The sequence below is a fragment of the Mannheimia granulomatis genome, from assembly GCF_011455695.1.
Taxonomy (GTDB): Bacteria; Pseudomonadota; Gammaproteobacteria; order Enterobacterales; family Pasteurellaceae; genus Mannheimia; species Mannheimia granulomatis_A.
Map to the genome: position 1 here is coordinate 1,497,288 of NZ_CP015030.1, position 19,181 is coordinate 1,516,468.

Annotated in this window: 17 protein-coding genes, 8 tRNA genes and 1 other RNA gene; 12 read left to right on the forward strand and 14 right to left on the reverse strand. The window is 38.9% G+C overall.

Annotated features, from left to right (window positions below; genetic code table 11):
• Nucleotides 1–40 precede the first annotated feature (40 nt).
• Nucleotides 41–913, forward strand: a complete 873-nt coding sequence (rsmI, locus tag A4G16_RS07145; RefSeq protein ID WP_165889309.1) for a 16S rRNA (cytidine(1402)-2'-O)-methyltransferase — start codon at nucleotides 41–43, stop codon at nucleotides 911–913.
• A gap of 69 nt (nucleotides 914–982) precedes the next feature.
• Here the strand turns inward: rsmI and A4G16_RS07150 are convergent, their stop codons facing one another.
• The 7 genes from A4G16_RS07150 to A4G16_RS07180 all read right to left on the reverse strand — a co-directional run bounded on the left by A4G16_RS07150 (nucleotide 983) and on the right by A4G16_RS07180 (nucleotide 7,402).
• Nucleotides 983–2,389 carry a cytochrome-c peroxidase gene (locus A4G16_RS07150; protein ID WP_165889310.1) on the reverse strand — a complete coding sequence of 469 codons (1,407 nt, stop codon included), beginning with the start codon at nucleotides 2,387–2,389 and terminating at the stop codon, nucleotides 983–985.
• Nucleotides 2,390–2,575: 186 nt separating this feature from the next.
• Nucleotides 2,576–3,733 carry an MFS transporter gene (locus tag A4G16_RS07155; protein WP_165889311.1) on the reverse strand — a complete coding sequence of 386 codons (1,158 nt, stop codon included), beginning with the start codon at nucleotides 3,731–3,733 and terminating at the stop codon, nucleotides 2,576–2,578.
• A 73-nt stretch (nucleotides 3,734–3,806) separates the two neighbouring features.
• On the reverse strand, nucleotides 3,807–5,321 hold the full coding sequence (putP, locus tag A4G16_RS07160) for a sodium/proline symporter PutP (protein ID WP_165889312.1): 1,515 nt from the start codon (nucleotides 5,319–5,321) through the stop codon (nucleotides 3,807–3,809).
• Nucleotides 5,322–5,447: 126 nt separating this feature from the next.
• Nucleotides 5,448–6,236 (reverse strand): IclR family transcriptional regulator, encoded by a 789-nt coding sequence (locus A4G16_RS07165; protein WP_165889313.1) that lies wholly within the window; start codon nucleotides 6,234–6,236, stop codon nucleotides 5,448–5,450.
• On the reverse strand, nucleotides 6,233–6,811 hold the full coding sequence (locus tag A4G16_RS07170; protein ID WP_165889314.1) for a 5-formyltetrahydrofolate cyclo-ligase: 579 nt from the start codon (nucleotides 6,809–6,811) through the stop codon (nucleotides 6,233–6,235). Before A4G16_RS07170 ends, A4G16_RS07165 begins: the two co-directional genes overlap by 4 nt.
• A 1-nt stretch (nucleotide 6,812) precedes the next feature.
• Nucleotides 6,813–7,007, reverse strand: a non-coding RNA gene (gene ssrS, locus A4G16_RS07175) — 6S RNA.
• Between the two features lie 104 nt (nucleotides 7,008–7,111).
• Entirely contained in the window at nucleotides 7,112–7,402 is a 291-nt protein-coding gene (locus tag A4G16_RS07180; protein ID WP_027074047.1) for a cell division protein ZapA, read from the reverse strand.
• A gap of 79 nt (nucleotides 7,403–7,481) precedes the next feature.
• Between A4G16_RS07180 and A4G16_RS07185 the strand changes: the two genes are divergently transcribed.
• From A4G16_RS07185 to A4G16_RS07200, 4 genes are all read left to right on the forward strand, one after another.
• Nucleotides 7,482–8,039, forward strand: coding sequence for a UPF0149 family protein (locus A4G16_RS07185; protein WP_165889315.1), 558 nt, complete (start codon nucleotides 7,482–7,484; stop codon nucleotides 8,037–8,039).
• 105 nt (nucleotides 8,040–8,144) lie between these two features.
• The gene (gene hemE, locus A4G16_RS07190) at nucleotides 8,145–9,209 is read left to right on the forward strand and encodes a uroporphyrinogen decarboxylase (protein ID WP_165889316.1); all 1,065 of its coding nucleotides are present in this window, start codon (nucleotides 8,145–8,147) and stop codon (nucleotides 9,207–9,209) included.
• A gap of 85 nt (nucleotides 9,210–9,294) precedes the next feature.
• Nucleotides 9,295–9,885, forward strand: coding sequence for a YjaG family protein (locus tag A4G16_RS07195; RefSeq protein WP_165889317.1), 591 nt, complete (start codon nucleotides 9,295–9,297; stop codon nucleotides 9,883–9,885).
• A 118-nt stretch (nucleotides 9,886–10,003) separates the two neighbouring features.
• Complete coding sequence (locus tag A4G16_RS07200; RefSeq protein WP_226318009.1) at nucleotides 10,004–10,294, forward strand: HU family DNA-binding protein; 291 nt, start codon at nucleotides 10,004–10,006, stop codon at nucleotides 10,292–10,294.
• Between the two features lie 60 nt (nucleotides 10,295–10,354).
• On the opposite strand, the gene A4G16_RS07205 is transcribed toward A4G16_RS07200, so the two are convergent.
• Nucleotides 10,355–11,206 (reverse strand): thymidylate synthase, encoded by an 852-nt coding sequence (locus tag A4G16_RS07205; RefSeq protein ID WP_165889318.1) that lies wholly within the window; start codon nucleotides 11,204–11,206, stop codon nucleotides 10,355–10,357.
• A gap of 91 nt (nucleotides 11,207–11,297) precedes the next feature.
• Here A4G16_RS07205 and A4G16_RS07210 point away from each other — a divergent pair, with 91 nt between their 5' ends.
• The 5 genes from A4G16_RS07210 to mltF all read left to right on the forward strand — a co-directional run bounded on the left by A4G16_RS07210 (nucleotide 11,298) and on the right by mltF (nucleotide 13,999).
• Nucleotides 11,298–11,846, forward strand: coding sequence for a hypothetical protein (locus A4G16_RS07210; protein WP_165889919.1), 549 nt, complete (start codon nucleotides 11,298–11,300; stop codon nucleotides 11,844–11,846).
• Nucleotides 11,847–12,056: 210 nt separating this feature from the next.
• A tRNA-Ser gene (locus tag A4G16_RS07215) sits at nucleotides 12,057–12,151 on the forward strand.
• Between the two features lie 13 nt (nucleotides 12,152–12,164).
• Nucleotides 12,165–12,241: transfer RNA gene (locus A4G16_RS07220), tRNA-Arg, on the forward strand.
• Nucleotides 12,242–12,306: 65 nt separating this feature from the next.
• Nucleotides 12,307–12,383: transfer RNA gene (locus A4G16_RS07225), tRNA-Arg, on the forward strand.
• Nucleotides 12,384–12,502: 119 nt separating this feature from the next.
• Nucleotides 12,503–13,999 carry a membrane-bound lytic murein transglycosylase MltF gene (mltF, locus tag A4G16_RS07230; RefSeq protein ID WP_165889319.1) on the forward strand — a complete coding sequence of 499 codons (1,497 nt, stop codon included), beginning with the start codon at nucleotides 12,503–12,505 and terminating at the stop codon, nucleotides 13,997–13,999.
• A gap of 138 nt (nucleotides 14,000–14,137) precedes the next feature.
• On the opposite strand, the gene A4G16_RS07235 is transcribed toward mltF, so the two are convergent.
• The 4 genes from A4G16_RS07235 to A4G16_RS07250 all read right to left on the reverse strand — a co-directional run bounded on the left by A4G16_RS07235 (nucleotide 14,138) and on the right by A4G16_RS07250 (nucleotide 14,593).
• Nucleotides 14,138–14,213, reverse strand: a tRNA-Val gene (locus tag A4G16_RS07235).
• A 49-nt stretch (nucleotides 14,214–14,262) separates the two neighbouring features.
• Nucleotides 14,263–14,338, reverse strand: a tRNA-Val gene (locus tag A4G16_RS07240).
• Between the two features lie 50 nt (nucleotides 14,339–14,388).
• Nucleotides 14,389–14,464 (reverse strand) — tRNA-Val (locus tag A4G16_RS07245).
• Between the two features lie 53 nt (nucleotides 14,465–14,517).
• Nucleotides 14,518–14,593 (reverse strand) — tRNA-Val (locus tag A4G16_RS07250).
• A gap of 174 nt (nucleotides 14,594–14,767) precedes the next feature.
• Between A4G16_RS07250 and gltX the strand changes: the two genes are divergently transcribed.
• Together gltX and A4G16_RS07260 are read left to right on the forward strand one after the other, a co-directional pair.
• On the forward strand, nucleotides 14,768–16,207 hold the full coding sequence (gene gltX, locus A4G16_RS07255; RefSeq protein WP_165889320.1) for a glutamate--tRNA ligase: 1,440 nt from the start codon (nucleotides 14,768–14,770) through the stop codon (nucleotides 16,205–16,207).
• Nucleotides 16,208–16,286: 79 nt separating this feature from the next.
• Nucleotides 16,287–16,362: transfer RNA gene (locus A4G16_RS07260), tRNA-Ala, on the forward strand.
• A 52-nt stretch (nucleotides 16,363–16,414) separates the two neighbouring features.
• Here A4G16_RS07260 and recN read toward each other — a convergent pair.
• Both recN and lpxC read right to left on the reverse strand, forming a co-directional pair.
• A complete protein-coding gene (gene recN, locus A4G16_RS07265; protein WP_165889321.1) occupies nucleotides 16,415–18,094 on the reverse strand; it encodes a DNA repair protein RecN in 1,680 nt (559 codons plus the stop codon).
• Between the two features lie 160 nt (nucleotides 18,095–18,254).
• Nucleotides 18,255–19,175 carry a UDP-3-O-acyl-N-acetylglucosamine deacetylase gene (gene lpxC / locus A4G16_RS07270; protein ID WP_042801520.1) on the reverse strand — a complete coding sequence of 307 codons (921 nt, stop codon included), beginning with the start codon at nucleotides 19,173–19,175 and terminating at the stop codon, nucleotides 18,255–18,257.
• Between the last annotated feature and the right edge of the window lie 6 nt (nucleotides 19,176–19,181).

Here is a 19,181-nt window from a genome sequence, read left to right on the forward strand (position 1 = left end):
TTACGGGTGAAATCTTACTTATCAAATGAGCTAAAAGCAAATGAAAAACAGACAAAATTCAACAGAAACTCATTCAGACTACGGAATTTTATATATTGTCGCAACACCTATTGGCAATTTGGGCGATATTACTCAACGGGCATTAGACACCTTTGCCTATGTAGATTTAATTGCTGCCGAAGACACCCGCCATAGCGGGTTATTGCTTAGCCACTACGGTATTAAAAAGCCGTTTTTTGCTTTACACGATCATAACGAGCAACAGAAAGCGGTCATTTTAGTGGAAAAATTAACAAAAGGCGAAAATATCGCCCTGATTTCCGATGCCGGTACTCCGCTTATCAGCGATCCTGGTTTTCATCTTGTCCGTCATTGCCATCAAGCCGGCATTAAAGTCGTACCGGTGCCAGGTGCTTGTGCTGCCGTGACCGCTCTTTGTGCTTCCGGTATTGCTTCAGACCGCTTTTGCTTTGAAGGGTTCTTACCGGCAAAAACAAAATCCCGCTGCGATAAATTAACCGAACTAGAAAATGAACCTCGCACACTGATTTTTTATGAATCTACCCACCGTATTTTAGATACCCTTTCTGATATGAAAAGTGTCTTCGGGCCAGAGCGCTATGTAGTCATGGCTCGCGAAATCACTAAAACATGGGAAACCATTCACGGCGATAGCTTAGAAAATTTAATGGATTGGTTGAATGAAGACAGCAATCGTATTAAAGGCGAAATTGTATTGATTGTAGAAGGCAAAGCTACCTCAGAAGAAGCCGAGTTTTCCAGTCAAGCGGTAAAACTATTACACCTTCTCTGCCAAGAACTCCCGCTTAAAAGAGCTGCTGCTATTGTGGCAGAAACCTTTGGCTATAAGAAAAATGCGTTGTATCAATATGGATTAGAGCATTTTGAGTAGTAATACAAGCGGTGATATTTTGCAAAAAATTTGTAAAATATCACCGCTTGCTTTTCCATTATTTCAGCATTATTTTGCTATTTTCTCGTTAGTAAGCAATTTGCCTTGATATTCACCGGTTAAGGCTTCTAAGAACGACACAATTTCATTTAGCTCTGCATCGGTAAAGTCTTTATTGCTTTGGAAACGTCCCATTATGCGTACCGCTTCTTTCAAATCTTTCGCTGAAGCATCGTGGAAATAAGGTGCAGTTAATGCCACATTACGCAAAGTTGGCACTTTAAAGCGGTGCATATCAGCAGGGTCTTGAGTATGAGCATAACGACCTTGATCCGCATCCGTCATTTCGGTACCGCGAGCTTTGAAGTAATCGTCATATAAGCCCATATATTCAAAAGATTGTCCGCCCATCAAGCTACCGGTATGACAAGTATCACATTTCGCATTTTTGAAATGCTCATAGCCTCGTTTCTGTGCCTCGGTTAATGCTGTTTGATCGCCTTTTAAGAATTTATCAAAAGCACTGTTTGGCGTTAATAAAGTCTTCTCAAATTCTGCAATCGCATCGGTTAAGTTAGCTTGCGAAATATTTGGATACACCTCAAAGAAGCGTTTTTTGAACTCCTCATCTTGCTCAAATTTTGCCACAATCTCTTCCCAACTGTTTGAACCCATTTCAACAGGATTAGTTGGTGGACCGCCGGCTTGATCGGCTAAGGTTTTCGCACGTCCATCCCAGAACTGCCATTTATTCAAGGCAGCATTAAACACAGATGGAGCATTAATACCGCCTTTTTTACCATGAATACCTTCTGCAACAGGTAAATTATCTACGCCACCTTGATTCAATAAATGGCAGGTATGGCATTGAATAGAACCGTCTAAAGATAAACGCCCATCAAAGTAAATTTCTTTACCTAAAGCCACTTTTTTAGGATGAGTGGGCAAGCTTTCAGGAATAGGCTGAACTAAATTTTTAGCATCCACACCCTCGGTGTTCCGCGGTAAGAAATAAGCTTTACGCTGAGCTGCAATCCAATCTAAAATCACTTTTTTCTCAGATTCATCAGGGCGAGAACTCCAATGGATATGGATATATTTCGCTGCCGGCATCTCACCATTTCGGATCACTTGCTCCAGTTTGGCTAAATCTGCTTCTGATAATTGGCTTGGATCTTTCATTCCCTCTATCATCTTATCTAAACGGAAAAAGCGATTTCCGGAAGTAATATCACTAGTGATAATTTGATTTGCTACAGGCAATTTAGCATAAGCCGGCAATTCTGCATTTGGTGTATGACAGTACTGACAACCGTTTTTATACATTACCTGCATAACTGCTTTATGTGATTCCGGCAGTTCCGTTGCAGCTAAAAGCTTTTCTGAATTGGATTTATCAAAGTAAGCAGCATACCCCACTAAAGAAAAATAGCCGATTGCTGCAACCGCAATGCTTGAAAGAAGGAGTTTTTTCATAATAACCACCCTTAATAATTAAAACTAGGTATAAGGGTGTTCATTATTAACAAAAAGTGAATATGATAGTTTGAGCAAGATCAATAGATCTGATTTATTTAAACTATGATAATAAGAGGTAAAACTTAGCTTAAAATATAAATAAAGGTAAAAATCTGCAAAATTTTCAGAAAATATAACCGCTTGTTATTTCTCAATTTTTCTTAACAGATTCCAATAAGCATAAACCATCACCCCAAACATTATAAGTAAATAAACCGGCAGCAGTTGAATGCCAATCACACTTGCAATTAGCCCAAACAGCGGGGGTAAAGCTAACACGCCGATATAAGCACTCGCCATTTGAATGCCGATGACCGATTGTGATATTTCTTTCCCGAAAAAATCCGGAGTAGAATGGATAAAGCAAGGGTAAATCGGTGCACAACCTAGCCCGATAATAATCAAGCTGATCAAAGTTATATATTTACCAAGAGGTAAAAAGAGAATGACGATACCGACTAAAATCAGGCTAAAGCCAAGTTTGATCATTTGATGGTTTTTGAGTTTGAACGTAAGAAAACCGCTCACAGCCCTGCCCACGGTAATGCCGATAAAAAACAAGCTACCAAAAGCAGCGGCTTGTTCGACCGCAGCATCTTTTGCCAACACAAAATAACTACTCGCCCATAAGCCGGCAGTTTGTTCCACGCCACAGTAGCCAATAAAGGCTAACACGCCATACTTCACTCCGGGGATTTTTATCACTTCTCGCAGCGGTAACGGAGCAGCAGATGGTTCTGAATATGCCGCCTGTTGACGATCTTTCCAAAGCGGCAGCGATAAAAATAACACTATCGTCAAACTTAATTGGAACAACGAAATGTAAAAATAGCCCGAATCCCAACCTTTGCCATGCAGTAAGGCAATACCCAAAATATGCGGTCCAAGTGATGCACCTACTCCCCACATACAATGTAGCCAGCTCATATGGCGGCTAGCATAATTAAGCGCGACATAATGATTTAACGCTGCATCCACCGCACCGGCCCCAAAGCCATAAGGAATCGCCCAAAGACAAAGCATCCCAAAAGAGCTACTGATAGAAAATCCCCATAAACCTAAGGCAGTTAAAGCTACACTAATCACCATCAACTTGCCTGTCCCCAAGTGATAGGTCAGTTTTTGCGACATCAGACTCGAAGAGATCGTGCCAATTGACATAATCACAGACAGCATGCCTGCATAAGAAAGCGGTACCGAAAGCTGTTGATGCATAGAAGGCCAAGCCGCCCCTAAAATCGCATCAGGCAAGCCAAGGCTGATGAAAGAGAGGTAAATGATTGCTAAAAGAAGATTTGCCATAGGTTTAACAAGCGGTTAATTTTCTCGAATTTTTTGCAAATAAAAAGTGGCTTATTGTAAGCCACTTTTTATATTATTTTACTTCATCCAAATATGCTTTATTCGCACGGTCGAAAGTATCTAAAATTGCTTGATTCGGTTGTGGTGTTAAGAGAGAAACCACCACAATCATCACCATTGCACTGATAAAGCCCGGAATCATTGAGTAAATTTCAGGAAGATTAAATTGAGCGGTAATATCCCCCCAGAAATGCACGATTAACGCTCCTGTGAGCATACCTGCCACAGCTCCAAAGCCATTCATACGTCTCCAGAAGAGAGAAAGTAATACCACAGGCCCGAATGCTGAACCGAAACCTGCCCACGCGTTACGTACTAAACCAAATACTTTGCTTTCAGGGTCTTGGGCAATGTAAATAGCAAGCGCTGCAACTGCAAGTACCATCAAACGGCTTAACCAAACTAATTCTTTATCGGTCGCTTTAGGGCGTAAAATACCTTTATATAAATCTTCGGTGATCGCACTTGAGCAAATCAGCAATTGTGCAGAAAGGGTACTCATTACCGCAGCTAAAATAGCTGATAATAAAATACCTGCCACCCAAGGATTGAATAATAATTTCGCTAACTCAATAAAAACTTGCTCCGGATTTTGACTAACGGTGCCCACTTTTTCAGGATTACCAAAGAAATAAGCCATACCAAAATAGCCAATGCCTATCGCCCCCACTAAACAGATAATCATCCAAGTCATACTAATGCGACGGGCATTCTCTAGTGATCTCACACTTTCTGCCGCCATAAAGCGTACGACAATATGTGGCTGACCAAAATAACCTAAGCCCCATGCCATTAAGCTGATAATGCCTAACACACTGGCACCGGTAAAGATATCATTATAATCTTTTTGTGCCATTTCACCTGCTTGGCTGATTAATGCCTGCATTTCATCAAAACCGCCAAGGTTATACATTACAAATAGCGGTGTTAAAATTAAAGCAAACAGCATTAATGAAGCTTGGATAGTATCTGTCCAACTTACTGCAAGGAAACCACCGATAAAAGTATAGAGAATGGTAGCAATAGCACCGTACCAAATCGCTTGATGATAAGGTAAACCAAACAGGTTCTCAAACACTCTAGCACCAGCAACTACGCCTGAGGCACAGTAAATTGCAAAAAACAGTAAAAAAATGACCGCTGATAAAATTTTAATTAAGCGGGTTTTATCGCCAAAACGGTTGTGAAAATACTCAGGTAAAGTTAAAGCATCACCACTGTGTTCGGTGTGTGAACGTAAACGTCCTGCTACCAATTTCCAGTTCAAATAGGCACCGATAGTCAAACCGATTGCAATCCACCCTTCAATCAAACCGCCGGCATAAACTGCCCCCGGCAGCCCCATTAACAGCCATCCAGACATATCCGAAGCACCTGCAGAAAGTGCAGTAACAAAGCTACCTAGACGGCGACCACCTAAAATATAGTCTGAAAGATTATTAGTTACACGATAGGCAATAAAACCAATTGCAATCATGCCTAAAATATAGACAACAAACATTATTGTTGTTGGATCAAAAACAAACATTGATGATTCCTTAGATTTTGTTGATATTTTATAAAGGGAAGAAGATTACCTGAAATAATCAAAATGGCAACACTTAACCTGTGTTTTTTATCGAAATGTGGGGAATAGTTACCTATTCCCGCAAAATTATCGCCCACCCAATTCAGCAGAAATATTATCGGCCGTTTCTTGAATTGCCGGCAGTAAATTATCCAGCCCAAGCTGATTTAAACGAGCGGTAGAAAGTGAAACAGACACTGCATAATGCACTTTTTGTTGATGATCAAAAATCGGACAAGCAATACAAGATACACCCAATTCATTTTCCTCTGCATCCATCGCAAACCCCTTTTCCCGAATAGCGGCAAGCTCTTTTTTCATTCCTTCAATAGTCGTAATCGTATTGACAGTAAGGGGCTGGATGACGGCCGATTTTTCTTGCCAATATTGAGGAATATACTCTGCCGACCCATAAGTTAAAAACAGTTTTCCCATTGCAGAACAATAGAGCTGCACTCGCTGTCCAATATAGGCTCGTGTTCGCATCAGTCCTGTAGTTGCTTCAAGTTTATTTATTAGAATTGCCTCGTCTTTCTCACGCATAGAAAAATTGACGGTTTCCCCTAATTTGAGATTTAGAGCCTCTAAATGTGGAGCTGCAATATGCAAAATATTAATCGAACTTAAGGCTCTTTGCCCAATTGCCAAACATTTTGTCGTTAGGCGATAACTTCCCATAGTTGGCGCCGGGCGAACATAACCTTCTTGCTGCAAGCCTTGTAATAATCGGTGAACAGTGCTCTTATTCAGCCCGGATAATTCCGCTAAATGCGCCAGCGGACAGCCATTAGGGAACTTAGCCAGAAGTTCTAACAGGGTTAAGCCTCGAATTAAACTTTGATTCCCTGTTGATTCCTTTTCTTTTTTTTCTTTCATGTTGATACTCCCAAAATTATATGGTCTAGCGGCACATCCCAACTCTCAATAGGTAATTGTTCAACTTGCTGGCATTGGTGTGCCAGACCTACACTAATCACATTCTTGGTTTGTGCAAGGGTTCTATCGTAAAAACCGCCCCCCATACCAAGGCGGTTTCCAGCTTTGTCACAAGCAACTAAAGGGGTGAAAATCATCTCCAATTCAGGCAATGGCAGCACATTTCTTACATCTAAAACAGGTTCTTGAATACCCAAGCGGTTAATTTTTAACGAAGTTTTGCAATTGTAATTTAAAAATAATAATTGACCGCTTGTAAAAGGATGCAATACAGGAAGATACAGTTTTTTTCCTTGAACAAGAAGCTGTTCCATTAAAGGTTGGGGAGAAATTTCGCCATTAAAGGGCAAATAAAATGCAATATGCGAGGCTTGGTACGATTCAATAAGTGAAATGGCTTGAGGAATAATAGATTGCGCAGCTTGCAACTGCTGTTTTGAAGTTAACGCTTGGCGTTTAAGCCGCATAGATTGCCGTAATTGACGACGAAGATCGGTAACAGTTGATAAATTCATATAAAGACCCGAGATGCCGCTACCAGTAATGGTCCTTGAACCAGTCGGTTCAAGGGAGTCAAACTTAACTGCTTTTAGGCTTCTTACTCTAGGCTTTTGGCTCAAGGTAAGCTTGCTCACCAGCATTAGATGTCCGACTCAAAGTTTCAAATTATCGGCTCAGGGACGTAACTTGTAACGCACACCCCAGGCAAGATTTATAGTAACGGAATTTAATACATTTTCCTAGTGTTCAATAAAATAAAATTTCAAATTCTAGACTTTTTAGCCTTATTCCTAATCAATTAGATGAAAAATCAACTAGTTGGATTGAAATTTTCCGAGTGAGTTATCTAATTGTTCAATACAAGCAACCAATACATTTTTATTCTCCGCATTTTGACGCTGCGCTTGCTCTAATTCATAATTCAGATTAAGTGCAACTATCGCCAGCACTTTTTCAAGTTGAATAATACCGGACTGCTCTTTTAATGTCGCTACACGCTCTTCCAAACGCTGAGCAGAAGCCAGTAAATTTTCTTGTTGGTCTGGAGGGCATTGCAAGCGTAAAACCTGTCCAAAAATCTGTAATTCGATATTATTTGCCGACATAAATACGAAATCCTCACTTAAGGTCTAAAATTTTTGCTATATTATGCCATTCTTTAGCAAAATCACAAATAACACAATTATGGCTATTAACACCTCTAACGAATTTAAACAACTTATTACTCAATTACAGATTGAATATACACCCGCTGAATTTCATGGTTTTTTATGTGGATTAATTGCAGGCGGTATTCAAGATGATTCTTGGAAAACACTTACCTATCAATTTACCAATGATGGCCATGCTTTTTCGGTCGCTCCATTACAAACCTTAAGCGAATTTTATCAACAATTAACCGAGAGTTTTACTGAAGCGAACCCGTTATTTTCCCTTTGGTTACCAGAAAATGAAGAGGATGGCTTTGCACTTGCTGATGGCATTTCTGAATGGACAAACAACTTCTTACTAGGCTTGGGCGTATCTCAACCTAGATTGCAACAAGAAACAGAAGAAGTTGGCGAAGCTATTGATGATTTAGATGAAATCGCAAAATTAGGTTACAATGACGATGATAATAACGAAGAACTGCTCGAAGCAGGCGAAGAAGTGTTAGAATACTTACGTGTGTTAGCACTATTCTTACATAGCCATTTTGCATTAGGTGTGGCAGCTTCAGAGGAAAAACCACAATTACACTAAATCTACACTAGATGGGGGAATCACTATTCCCCATACCAATTAAATTAGATGCAAAATTTTCAAGAAAAATAACCGCTTGCATAATCAAAATTAAAGGAAAAAACGATGTCACAATTAAAAAATGATCGCTATTTAAAAGCCCTATTGCGTGAACCTGTGGATATGACACCCGTTTGGATGATGCGTCAAGCAGGACGTTATCTACCGGAATATAAAGCTACTCGTGCCGTTGCCGGTGATTTCATGTCTTTATGCCGTAATGCAGAGTTAGCTTGCGAAGTGACGTTACAGCCCTTACGCCGTTATGATTTAGATGCGGCTATTTTATTTTCCGATATCTTAACTATTCCCGATGCAATGGGCTTAGGCTTAACATTTGGTGCCGGTGAAGGGCCTAAATTTGCACACCCTGTATCAAGCCTATCTGATGTAAAAAACTTGCCGATTCCTGATCCGGAAGGCGAATTACAATATGTCATGAACGCTGTTCGCACCATTCGCCGAGAGCTAAAAGGTGAAGTGCCATTAATCGGTTTTTCCGGTAGCCCTTGGACACTAGCGACTTATATGGTTGAAGGCGGTTCAAGCAAAGCCTTTACTAAAATCAAAAAAATGATGTATGCCGACCCACAAATTCTACATAAATTACTGGATAAATTAGCTGATAGCGTAATTTTATACCTTAACGCTCAAATCAAAGCCGGAGCCCAAGCCGTGATGGTGTTTGATACTTGGGGCGGTGTATTGGCTCACAAAGATTATGAAGAATTTTCACTACGCTATATGCACAAAATCGTGGATGGATTAATTCGTGAAAATGAAGGGCGTAAAGTACCGGTTACCCTCTTCACTAAAGGTGGTGGTTTGTGGCTGGAAAAAATGGCAGAAACAGGTTGTGATGCCTTAGGCTTAGATTGGACAGTCGATATTGCTGACGCCCGTCGCCGTGTGGGTAACAAAGTAGCTTTACAAGGTAATATGGATCCAGGTGTACTTTATGCAAACCCAAAACGCATTGAACAAGAAGTGAAAAATATTCTTGCCGGCTTCGGTAACGGTAGTGGTCACGTCTTTAATCTCGGACATGGCATTCACCTTGATGTGCCGGTAGAAAGCCCGAAAGTATTTGTGGATGCTATCCATAACTTCTCTAAGCCGTATCATAAATAATCTTACAAGCGGTCGAAAATCAGCAATTTTTTGCACATGTAAAAATCTAGATGTTTTTGACCGCTTGCACTTATAAGGAAACAATATGCGAAATCCGATTCATAAACGTATGGAACGCTTTGAACCTTGGCAAAACCTTACCTTTATGGCATGCCTTTGTGAAAGGATGTACCCTAATTATCAACTTTTTTGCGAAGTAACCGAGCAAGGCGATAAAGCAAAAATTTTCCAAAATATTTTGAATTTGGTATGGGAATATCTAACTGTAAAAGGGGTTAAAATCAACTTTGATAATCAACTGGAAAAATTAGAAGAGATTATTCCGGATGTAAACGATTATGAGTTTTTCGGTGTTTTACCTGCACAAGAAGCCTGTGAAGCACTTTCTGAATTACTCCACAGTATTATTGCCGGTTCAACATTAGAGCAAGCTATACGAATCAGCCAAATTTCTCTTGGAACAGTAGCCAGCTATTTGGAAATGCAGCAAGAAAAAGAACTCAATGATCAAGAATTGAAAAATGCTTCTGAAATCCAAGAAGAGCTAGATGTGCAATGGCAAATCTACCGTTTATTGAATGAGTGTGAAAAACGTGATCTCGATCTCATTTTTGGCTTAAAGGATGAAATTCGTGCAAGTGGCATTAGCAATATCGGGTTAAATATTAACCAATAACATAAATATTTACAAAATCTTGCTTAATAACTCTTTGAGAAATCTCAACTTTGAATTAAGCTATGGTAAGGTTTAAAAGAACTTATCAGACGTTTTACGTCATTTATTAAAAACACATATCTTAGAGGATAAAACTATGAACAAAACTGAGTTAATCGATGCTATCGCAGCAGGTGCAAACTTAACGAAGAAAGATGCTAAAGCTGCATTAGAAGCAACTCTTGATGCAATTTCTGCAAGCTTAAAAGCAGGTGATGCTGTTCAATTAATCGGCTTCGGTACTTTTAAAGTAAATGAGCGTAAAGCACGTACTGGTCGCAACCCAAAAACTGGTGAAGAGATCAAAATTGCTGCAGCAAAAGTACCTGCATTCGTTTCAGGTAAAGCATTAAAAGACTTAGTAAAATAATTCTTTTAAAGAATATGAAAAAGAAAAGCCTAGATAAATTATCTAGGCTTTTTTCTTTAGTTAAACAGAGAATGGATACTGAATAGCAGGATGATATTCGTAACCTTCCACTTTAAAATCCGCTAAAGTTACCCAAGTTTCTAAATCTTCCAGCGATTTAATATCAGGATTAATAATTAATTTCGGAGCAACCAGAGGTTCACGCTTTAATTGCACATCACGCATTAGCTCTAATTGGTCTTCATAAATATGGGCATTAACAATTTTATGATAGGCTTTTCCTGCTTTATTACCGGTAATCTGTGCCATTAGTGCTAAAAAGGTATAACATTGTATCATATTCCAATTTAAACCAAGTGGCACATCAGCTGAACGTTGTGTGCTGTTTAAATATAACGTACCATCAAGTAATGAAAAATGGTGGCTATGCAAACAAGGGCGTAAACATCCCATATGAAAAGCACCGGGGTGGTAGAAAGTATAAATTTCACCACGATTATCAATGCCGTTTTTCAAATCATCTACAATTTGACGAAGTAAATCCACTGAGCCACCATCTGGCTTTGGAAAATTACGCCCTACCGCACCATAAACCAGCCCCATATCATCTTCACCTTTACGGTATGGGTTTGCTAACCAAGCCGTATTTTCATTGGCATTCGCGTCCCAAGATTTGGTCCCCAGATTACGAAAATCTGCCGCATTATCATAGCCTCGAATATAGCCTAAAAGCTCTGCAATGGCGGCCTTCCAATAACTGCGACGAGTAGTCACCAACGGAAATTCCCCGTTCTCGACATCATAAACTAAATCAGCATTAATCACAGTCAAACAACGCTTTCCTGTTCGCTCATTAGCGACCCATTTTCCCTCATGCACAATACGATTGCACAAATCTAAATACTGCTTCATCTTCACCCCCTAAAAAATTTTAAGTAATTTTGCCATTTATTCGGTAAAATAGCTAAAACTTTATGAGCCACTACAATAAGGAGTTATGGATATGAAACATTTTATTAAATCCATTTTAGTCTTCACTACATTATCTGTTTTAGTTGCTTGTTCATCAAAGAACAGCAGCTGGACTCGTTTAAATGACAATGAAGTTGATCAAAAATCCTATGCAATTGCCTATGGTGCTACCGCTCAAACTTATGCAGACAGAGTAAATAAAAGTTATGACATTAATGCTTTTATGAATGGAGTAAATGATTGGTATACAAAAAAAGTTACCTTACCTGTTGAGCAAATCCGAGCGATGACAATGAACCGTATGCTGGATCATAATATTTACGCTTACTATAGTGGTGTGCTTTATGCCGCTGATTTACAAAGCAACTTTAATCATTTAGACCCTAACTGCTGGGGGCTTGTACAACCTACAAGTATCACTCAAGGTATTCACGATGCTATGTTAGACTTACAAAAAAACAAAGTTCGTGGTGATGAATATATTAAAAATGGCGTTGAGCAGATTTTACACCTTTGCGTAAAAACCATTGCAGAAGATGAACATAAAACTAAAGATAAAAAAACTAAGCGTAAAAAATAAAACTTAGTGCTACAAGCGGTAAAATTTTTGAAAAATTTTACCGCTTTATTTATAACCTTATGAAATGTTTGATCTTTATTCATCAAAATCTTAAAAAAACAACGTTTTGCTTATTCCATAGGCAAACAATCTGTATTTTGCAATTTTACGGAAAAAGAATTTGACATCTTTTCAAATTCTAGTAATATGACGCCCACAGACACAGTGAGTGGTGAGATGGCCGAGCAGGCTGAAGGCGCTCCCCTGCTAAGGGAGTATGGGGTTCAAAAGCTCCATCGAGGGTTCGAATCCCTCTCTCACCGCCATTTACTTTATCACGCACCCGTAGCTCAGCTGGATAGAGTACTCGGCTACGAACCGAGCGGTCAGAGGTTCGAATCCTCTCGGGTGCGCCATTTTATTGATTACTCTAAAATAAAATGGCTGCGGATAAATTAAATCATCTCACAAATTCAAATACGCACCCGTAGCTCAGCTGGATAGAGTACTCGGCTACGAACCGAGCGGTCAGAGGTTCGAATCCTCTCGGGTGCGCCATTTCACTCAAGTTCAATCTTTCCTAACTCTTTTATTATCAGTTTTTTTAAACTATTGTTTTCGCTCCTATATAATTTCAGTTAGACTTATCACGAAGTCGACATGATGAGGATATTAAATTGAAAGGATTAATTGCCAGTCTCTTTATAGCAGTTACATTGCTACTTTGGGCTTGGGATATGGTTTCGCCTTGGCAGAAAATCGTCCATTCGGAAGCAAATCACTATACACAAATTCAGCAGAGTAGAAATCTAAAAGTTGGGATGATCAACCACCCTCTCTCTTATTTTGTCGGACCTGAAGGCACAAGCGGCATCGAATACGATTTAGCCAGCGCATTTGCTCAATATTTAAATGTTAAATTAGAAATTAAAACTTATGATAGTAGTGAAAAACTGTTTGATGCCTTAAGAAATAATGATATTGATATTGCTGCTGCCGGTTTACCGTATCATGCTGAATTAACAGAAGAGTTCCAAATTGGACCTTCTTATTATTCTGCATCTTGGCAAGTGGCTTATAAAAAAGGAACATCGAGACCTTATAGACTATCAGATTTACAACAGGATATAATCATTCCTAGCGGTTCTGCTGTTATCCCTATACTAAATCAGCTTAAACAGGAAAACCCTGAGTTAAAATGGCAAATTTCGGATAAATTCACACAAGAGGAATTATTGCTAAAAGTGGCTCAAGGGAAAATTCCCTATACTATTGCAATGTCAGTAGATATTTCTTCAGCCCAACATATTAATCCAAACATAGCAGTCGGTTTTGACCTAACTGATGAAAATCCGATTTTATGGTATTTAGCAAGAAGCTCTTATAGCGAGCTACAATCCGCATTATTGGATTTTATGTCAGACTCTATTGAAACAGGCTTAGTCTCAAGAATTGAAGAAAAATATTTTAACCACCTAGCCAAGTTTGATTATGTTGATATTCAAAGCTATTTGAATGCAATAAAAACCGTTCTACCTAAATATGAACCACTCTTCCAAGCATATAAGGGTGAATTAGAATGGCAAATGTTAGCAGCGATCGCTTATCAAGAGTCCCATTGGGATCCAAATGCCACCTCTCCAACAGGAGTTCGAGGAATTATGATGCTCACTAAAGATACTGCGGAACGAATGAAAATTTCAGATAGGACTAATCCTGCCCAAAGTATCAAAGCAGGCTCTGAATATTTACATATGCTAATGAAACAAATGCCGGAATCAATTCCGGAAGCAGATAGAATTTGGTATAGTTTAGCTGCATATAATATGGGATTAGGGCATTTGCTTGATCTGCGCCGTTTAACAAAGCAATTAGGTGGCAATCCTGATAACTGGTTAGATGTGAAAAAGAACCTCCCACTTCTGGCAGAAAAACGCTATTATACTCATTTAAAATATGGCTATGCACGTGGATATGAAGCCTTACAATATGTAGAAAATATCAGACGCTATTACAGCAGTATTATCAACTACCAACGTGTAGAAGAACAAAAAATACAAGAAAATATTACTAATGAGCAAACAAAACAGGAGAATTCTTCCAATGAGAAAATTGAAGAAAAAGAAATCCCTATCTACGAGGAAACTAAGACTACGCCAAATCAAACAAATTAAGGAGCGAAAACGGCTTATCTCATCACGCCGAAAATCCTTTATGCAAATGCAGCAAAATGCTTGTTAACGAAACGCCCTTTCTAGCAAATAGCCTGAAAGGGATTTTTTTATTTAGTCTACTTGTAATATTGAAGAAAGTGGTGGGCGATACCGGTCTCGAACCAGTGACCCCCTCCTTGTAAGGGAGGTGCTCTCCCAACTGAGCTAATCGCCCTTCAGATACGAATAAATTCGCAATTGAAGTTTATGATTTTAGTCTTAAGTGGTGGGCGATACCGGTCTCGAACCAGTGACCCCCTCCTTGTAAGGGAGGTGCTCTCCCAACTGAGCTAATCGCCCACTTGAGACTTAAATCAAAGGGATTTGAAAACGAAACACTTAAGTTGAAGTGGTGGGCGATACCGGTCTCGAACCAGTGACCCCCTCCTTGTAAGGGAGGTGCTCTCCCAACTGAGCTAATCGCCCGTTTTCAAAAATTGGATTGTATTCAACGTACGGAACATTTCAAAATATTGAAATGGTGGGCGATACCGGTCTCGAACCAGTGACCCCCTCCTTGTAAGGGAGGTGCTCTCCCAACTGAGCTAATCGCCCGACGTTGTGGAAGTGAATTATAGAGATTTTTGCTCTTTCGTCAAACGCTTTTTGCTCTTTTTACCCTGTTTGCTGATTTTTTACCCCAGAAAGTCAATTTTTTACTATTATTCATTCTCAAGAGTAGTAAAATAGACGAGTTTTCCTTAAAAAATAATGATTAGGCAATATAAGATGAAAATTGAAACCCTTTTCCCTTTAGATCCAAATGTTAAAGTACGTACTCGCTTTGCACCAAGCCCAACAGGCTACTTACATGTAGGTGGTGCTCGTACTGCTCTTTATTCTTGGCTTTATGCAAAGCATAACCACGGTGAATTCGTATTACGTATTGAAGATACCGATTTAGAACGCTCAACTCCTGAAGCAACCGCTGCCATTCTAGAAGGTATGGAATGGCTAAACTTAGCTTGGGAACACGGTCCTTATTTCCAAACAAAACGTTTTGAACGTTATAACCAAGTTATCGACCAAATGATTGAGGCTGGCACAGCTTATCGTTGCTACTGTTCAAAAGAACGTTTAGAAGAATTACGTAACACGCAAGAAGCAAATAAAGAAAAGCCTCGTTATGATCGACATTGTTTAGATAACCAAGCATACTCAGAAAATGAGCCACACGTGGTACGCTTTAAAAACCCACAAGAAGGTTCTGTAATTTTTGACGATGCGGTACGTGGGCGTATTGAAATCAGCAATAGTGAATTAGATGACTTAATTATCCGCCGTACAGATGGTTCACCAACTTACAACTTCTGCGTTGTAGTAGATGACTGGGATATGGGCATTACTCACGTTGTACGTGGTGAAGATCATATTAATAATACCCCTCGGCAAATCAATATTTTAAAAGCGTTAGGTGCTCCGGTACCGACTTATGCACACGTATCAATGATTAATGGTGACGATGGACAGAAATTATCTAAACGCCATGGTGCAGTAAGTGTGATGCAATATCGTGACGATGGCTATTTACCAGAAGCCTTAATTAACTACTTAGTACGTTTAGGCTGGGGCCACGGCGACCAAGAAATTTTCTCTCGACAAGAAATGATTGAGCTATTTGATATTCACTCTGTGAGTCGTTCAGCAAGCGCATTCAATACTGAAAAACTACAATGGCTCAACCATCACTACATTCGCTCACTTGAGCCAAGCTATGTAGCAAAACATTTAGAATGGCATATGAACCAGCAAGGTATTGATTTTAGCAAAGGTCCAGCCCTTGCCGAGATCATTCCTGTTTTAGGTGAACGTTGCAAAACATTGAAAGAGATTGCTGAAGCTAGTGCTTATTTCTATCAAGATTTCGAATCTTACGAAGAAAAAGCTGCTGCTAAAAATTTCAAAGCTGAAGCTATTACTCCACTTGCAAAATTATTGGAAAAATTAACCGCTTGTAACGACTGGACAGTTGAGAATATCCATGAAGCAATGAACCAAACAGCCTCAGAGCTGGAAATTGGTATGGGTAAAGTAGGTATGCCATTCCGTTTAGCTGTTACAGGCACTGGGCAATCTCCCTCCATGGATATTACCGCCAAATTGGTTGGAAAGGAGAGAACATTAGCTCGTCTTAAGAAAGCAATTAGCTTCATTCAATCAAACAGCTAGTTTTTAACCAATCGGAAATCACATTCATTAAAGCGATTGACATATTAGGGCGGAAAGCATATCATTCCGTCCATATCAAGGGGGTATAGCTCAGTTGGGAGAGCGCTTGCATGGCATGCAAGAGGTCATCGGTTCGATCCCGTTTACCTCCACCAAATTCATAAATCGTATCAATATTTATTGATACGATTTTTTTATACATTATTTCTAAGAATTAGCTGCTAAATCTAACATTTCTTGTGCATTAGCTAACACTGTTTCGGTAATTTGACTTCCACCCAATAACCTCGCTAGGGCTTGAACACGCTCTTTTTCTGAAAGTAACGTCATTTGAGTTTCCGTTTGATTATTTTCAACATATTTATGTACGTTAAAATGGTGATTTCCATAACTTGCCACCTGTGGTAAATGGGTAACACATAATACTTGGCATTTTTCCCCTAATTTACGTAATAACTTACCTACCGTTGTAGCAGCTGCACCACTAATTCCGACATCAACTTCGTCAAAAATAATGGCAGGCGTAGAGAGCTTATTGGCAGTGAGAACTTGTACCGCTAAAGAGATACGGGAAAGCTCTCCGCCAGAAGCTATTTTAGCTAATGGTTGAGGTTGCTGACCTAAATTACTTTGCAAGTTAAATTCTACAAAGTCAGCCCCATTGGAGGATAATTTTTTAATATCATGCTGTATATGAATAAAAAACTCACCATTCTCCATTGCTAACTGTTTAATCTGTTTAGTTACTTGCTGAGCTAATTTATTTGCTGCTTCAGTACGCTTTTGATAAATCACTTCAGCTAATTCCAAACACTCTTGATAAGCTTGTTTTTCATCTTGAATCAATTGCTCTTCATTGTCTTCAAAATCAATTAATGTCTGTAATTCCTCTTTCAATTTAACGTGGTGTCGCCATAATTCATTAGCTTGAATATGGTGCTTACGAGAAAGTGAGAGTGCTTGAGAAATGCGATTATCTAGTTCATTTAACAATATAGGATCTTGCTCAATCCTTCCGGCTAATTGAGCAATTTCCGAACTTGCCTCCTGTACTTGAATCAGTGCCTCATTAAGCATTTCCTGAGCACTTTGATAGTTACTATCTACCTCAACCAAATGCTCTAAATCACGTAACGCCTTATAGACAAGATCCTGTGCATTTATATCATTGTTACTTAATAAATTTAGTACCTCATCTGAAAGTTCCGTCAATTCTTCTGAAGAAGACAATATATTATGTTTTTCTTCCAACTCCTCAAATTCGTTTTCTTTAATAGCAAATTCATCTAATTCTTCTACTTGATATTGTAGCAATTGTTTACGAGCTTCATTTTCTTGGCATTGTTGCTGGAAACTTCGCACCTGTTTATTCAAACTCTTCCATTTGCTATATTGCTCCGCCATTTTTAGCAATAAAGGCTGTAAACTCGCATAGTTATCAACAATTTCAAGCTGATACTCATTTTTTAAAAGTAATTGAGGTGCATGTTGCCCATTCAAATGGATAAGATATTGCCCTAATTCTCTTAGTTGGGAAATGGGTAAAGGACGATTATTTACAAAGGCTTTAGAACGACCATCTATATTAATCATACGACGCACAATACACTCATTAGGCGTATCTTCATCAAGTAATTCATGTTCTTCAAGCCACTTATGTGCAGGGCTATCTTGCTGCATAGTGAAAGTAGCGGTAATATCGGCTTTTTCTGCCCCATGTCGAATCATGCCAGCTTCAGAGCGATAGCCAATACATAAACCTAAAGCATCAATTGCTATTGATTTACCCGCACCGGTTTCCCCAGTAATCACAGACATTCCATCATTAAGCTCTAAAATAAGATTTCGTACAATCGCAAAATTATTAATCGTAAGTTGATTGAGCATGAGAAGCCCCATCTAAAAATAACTGTATACAAATATAGTACAACTGTTTTTTTAAACAGTAAAGAGATGAAAGTAAAAAACTGAAAATTTATACAATAAATTAAAAAAGGGAGTAAAAAAAGCGAGCATATTATTTTGCTCGCTTTAAATAGAAAGAAATTTAGATAAAGACTTCTTGTTGAACTTGATAGCCTTGTGGCACTTGCTCCTTATCTTCGAAAGTAACAAATTCCCAAGCATTTTGATTAGCCAATACTGCACGTAATAACTTGTTATTTACGCCATGACCTGATTTATAAGCACTAAATTCGCCAAGAATATTATAACCACACATATATAAATCTCCGATTGAATCAAGCATTTTATGGCGAACAAGCTCATCTTTAAAACGTAAACCATCTTCATTTAAGATACGATATTCATCTAGTACTATTGCATTATCTAAGCTTCCACCTAGAGCTAAGCCAATAGACTGAAGATACTCAACATCTTTCATAAATGTAAAAGTTCTCGCGCGGCTTAATTGATGAATGAAATTTTCAGCAGAAAAATTCATTGAGTAGGAACACACATCTTTTGAAATTAGAGGGTGTTCAAAATCAATAGTAAAGTTTAATTTAAACCCATTATTATATGGTTTTAACTCTGCCCATTTTTCTCCTTCATCAACACGCACTGTTTCTTTGATGCGGATAAATTTTTTAGGAGCATCTTGTTCTTCAATACCTACATCTAAAAATAAATAGATAAAAGGACTTGAACTGCCATCCATAATTGGAATTTCAGGTGCATCTACTTCCACAATGACATTATCTAAGCCTAATGCTGACATAGCTGCATTTAAATGCTCTACCGTTGAGATACGTACACCATCATCATTAATCATACATGTGCATAGCTGTGTATCGCGAATAGAATCTGCACTTGCAGGGAAATAAACTGCAGGCTCTAAATCGGTACGAGCATAAATAATACCTGTATTAGCAGGCGCAGGGCGTAACGTTAAAGTTACTTTCTTGCCACTGTGTAAGCCAATCCCAGTTACTTTTGCTACTTGTTTTAATGTTCTTTGTTTAATCATATTTTG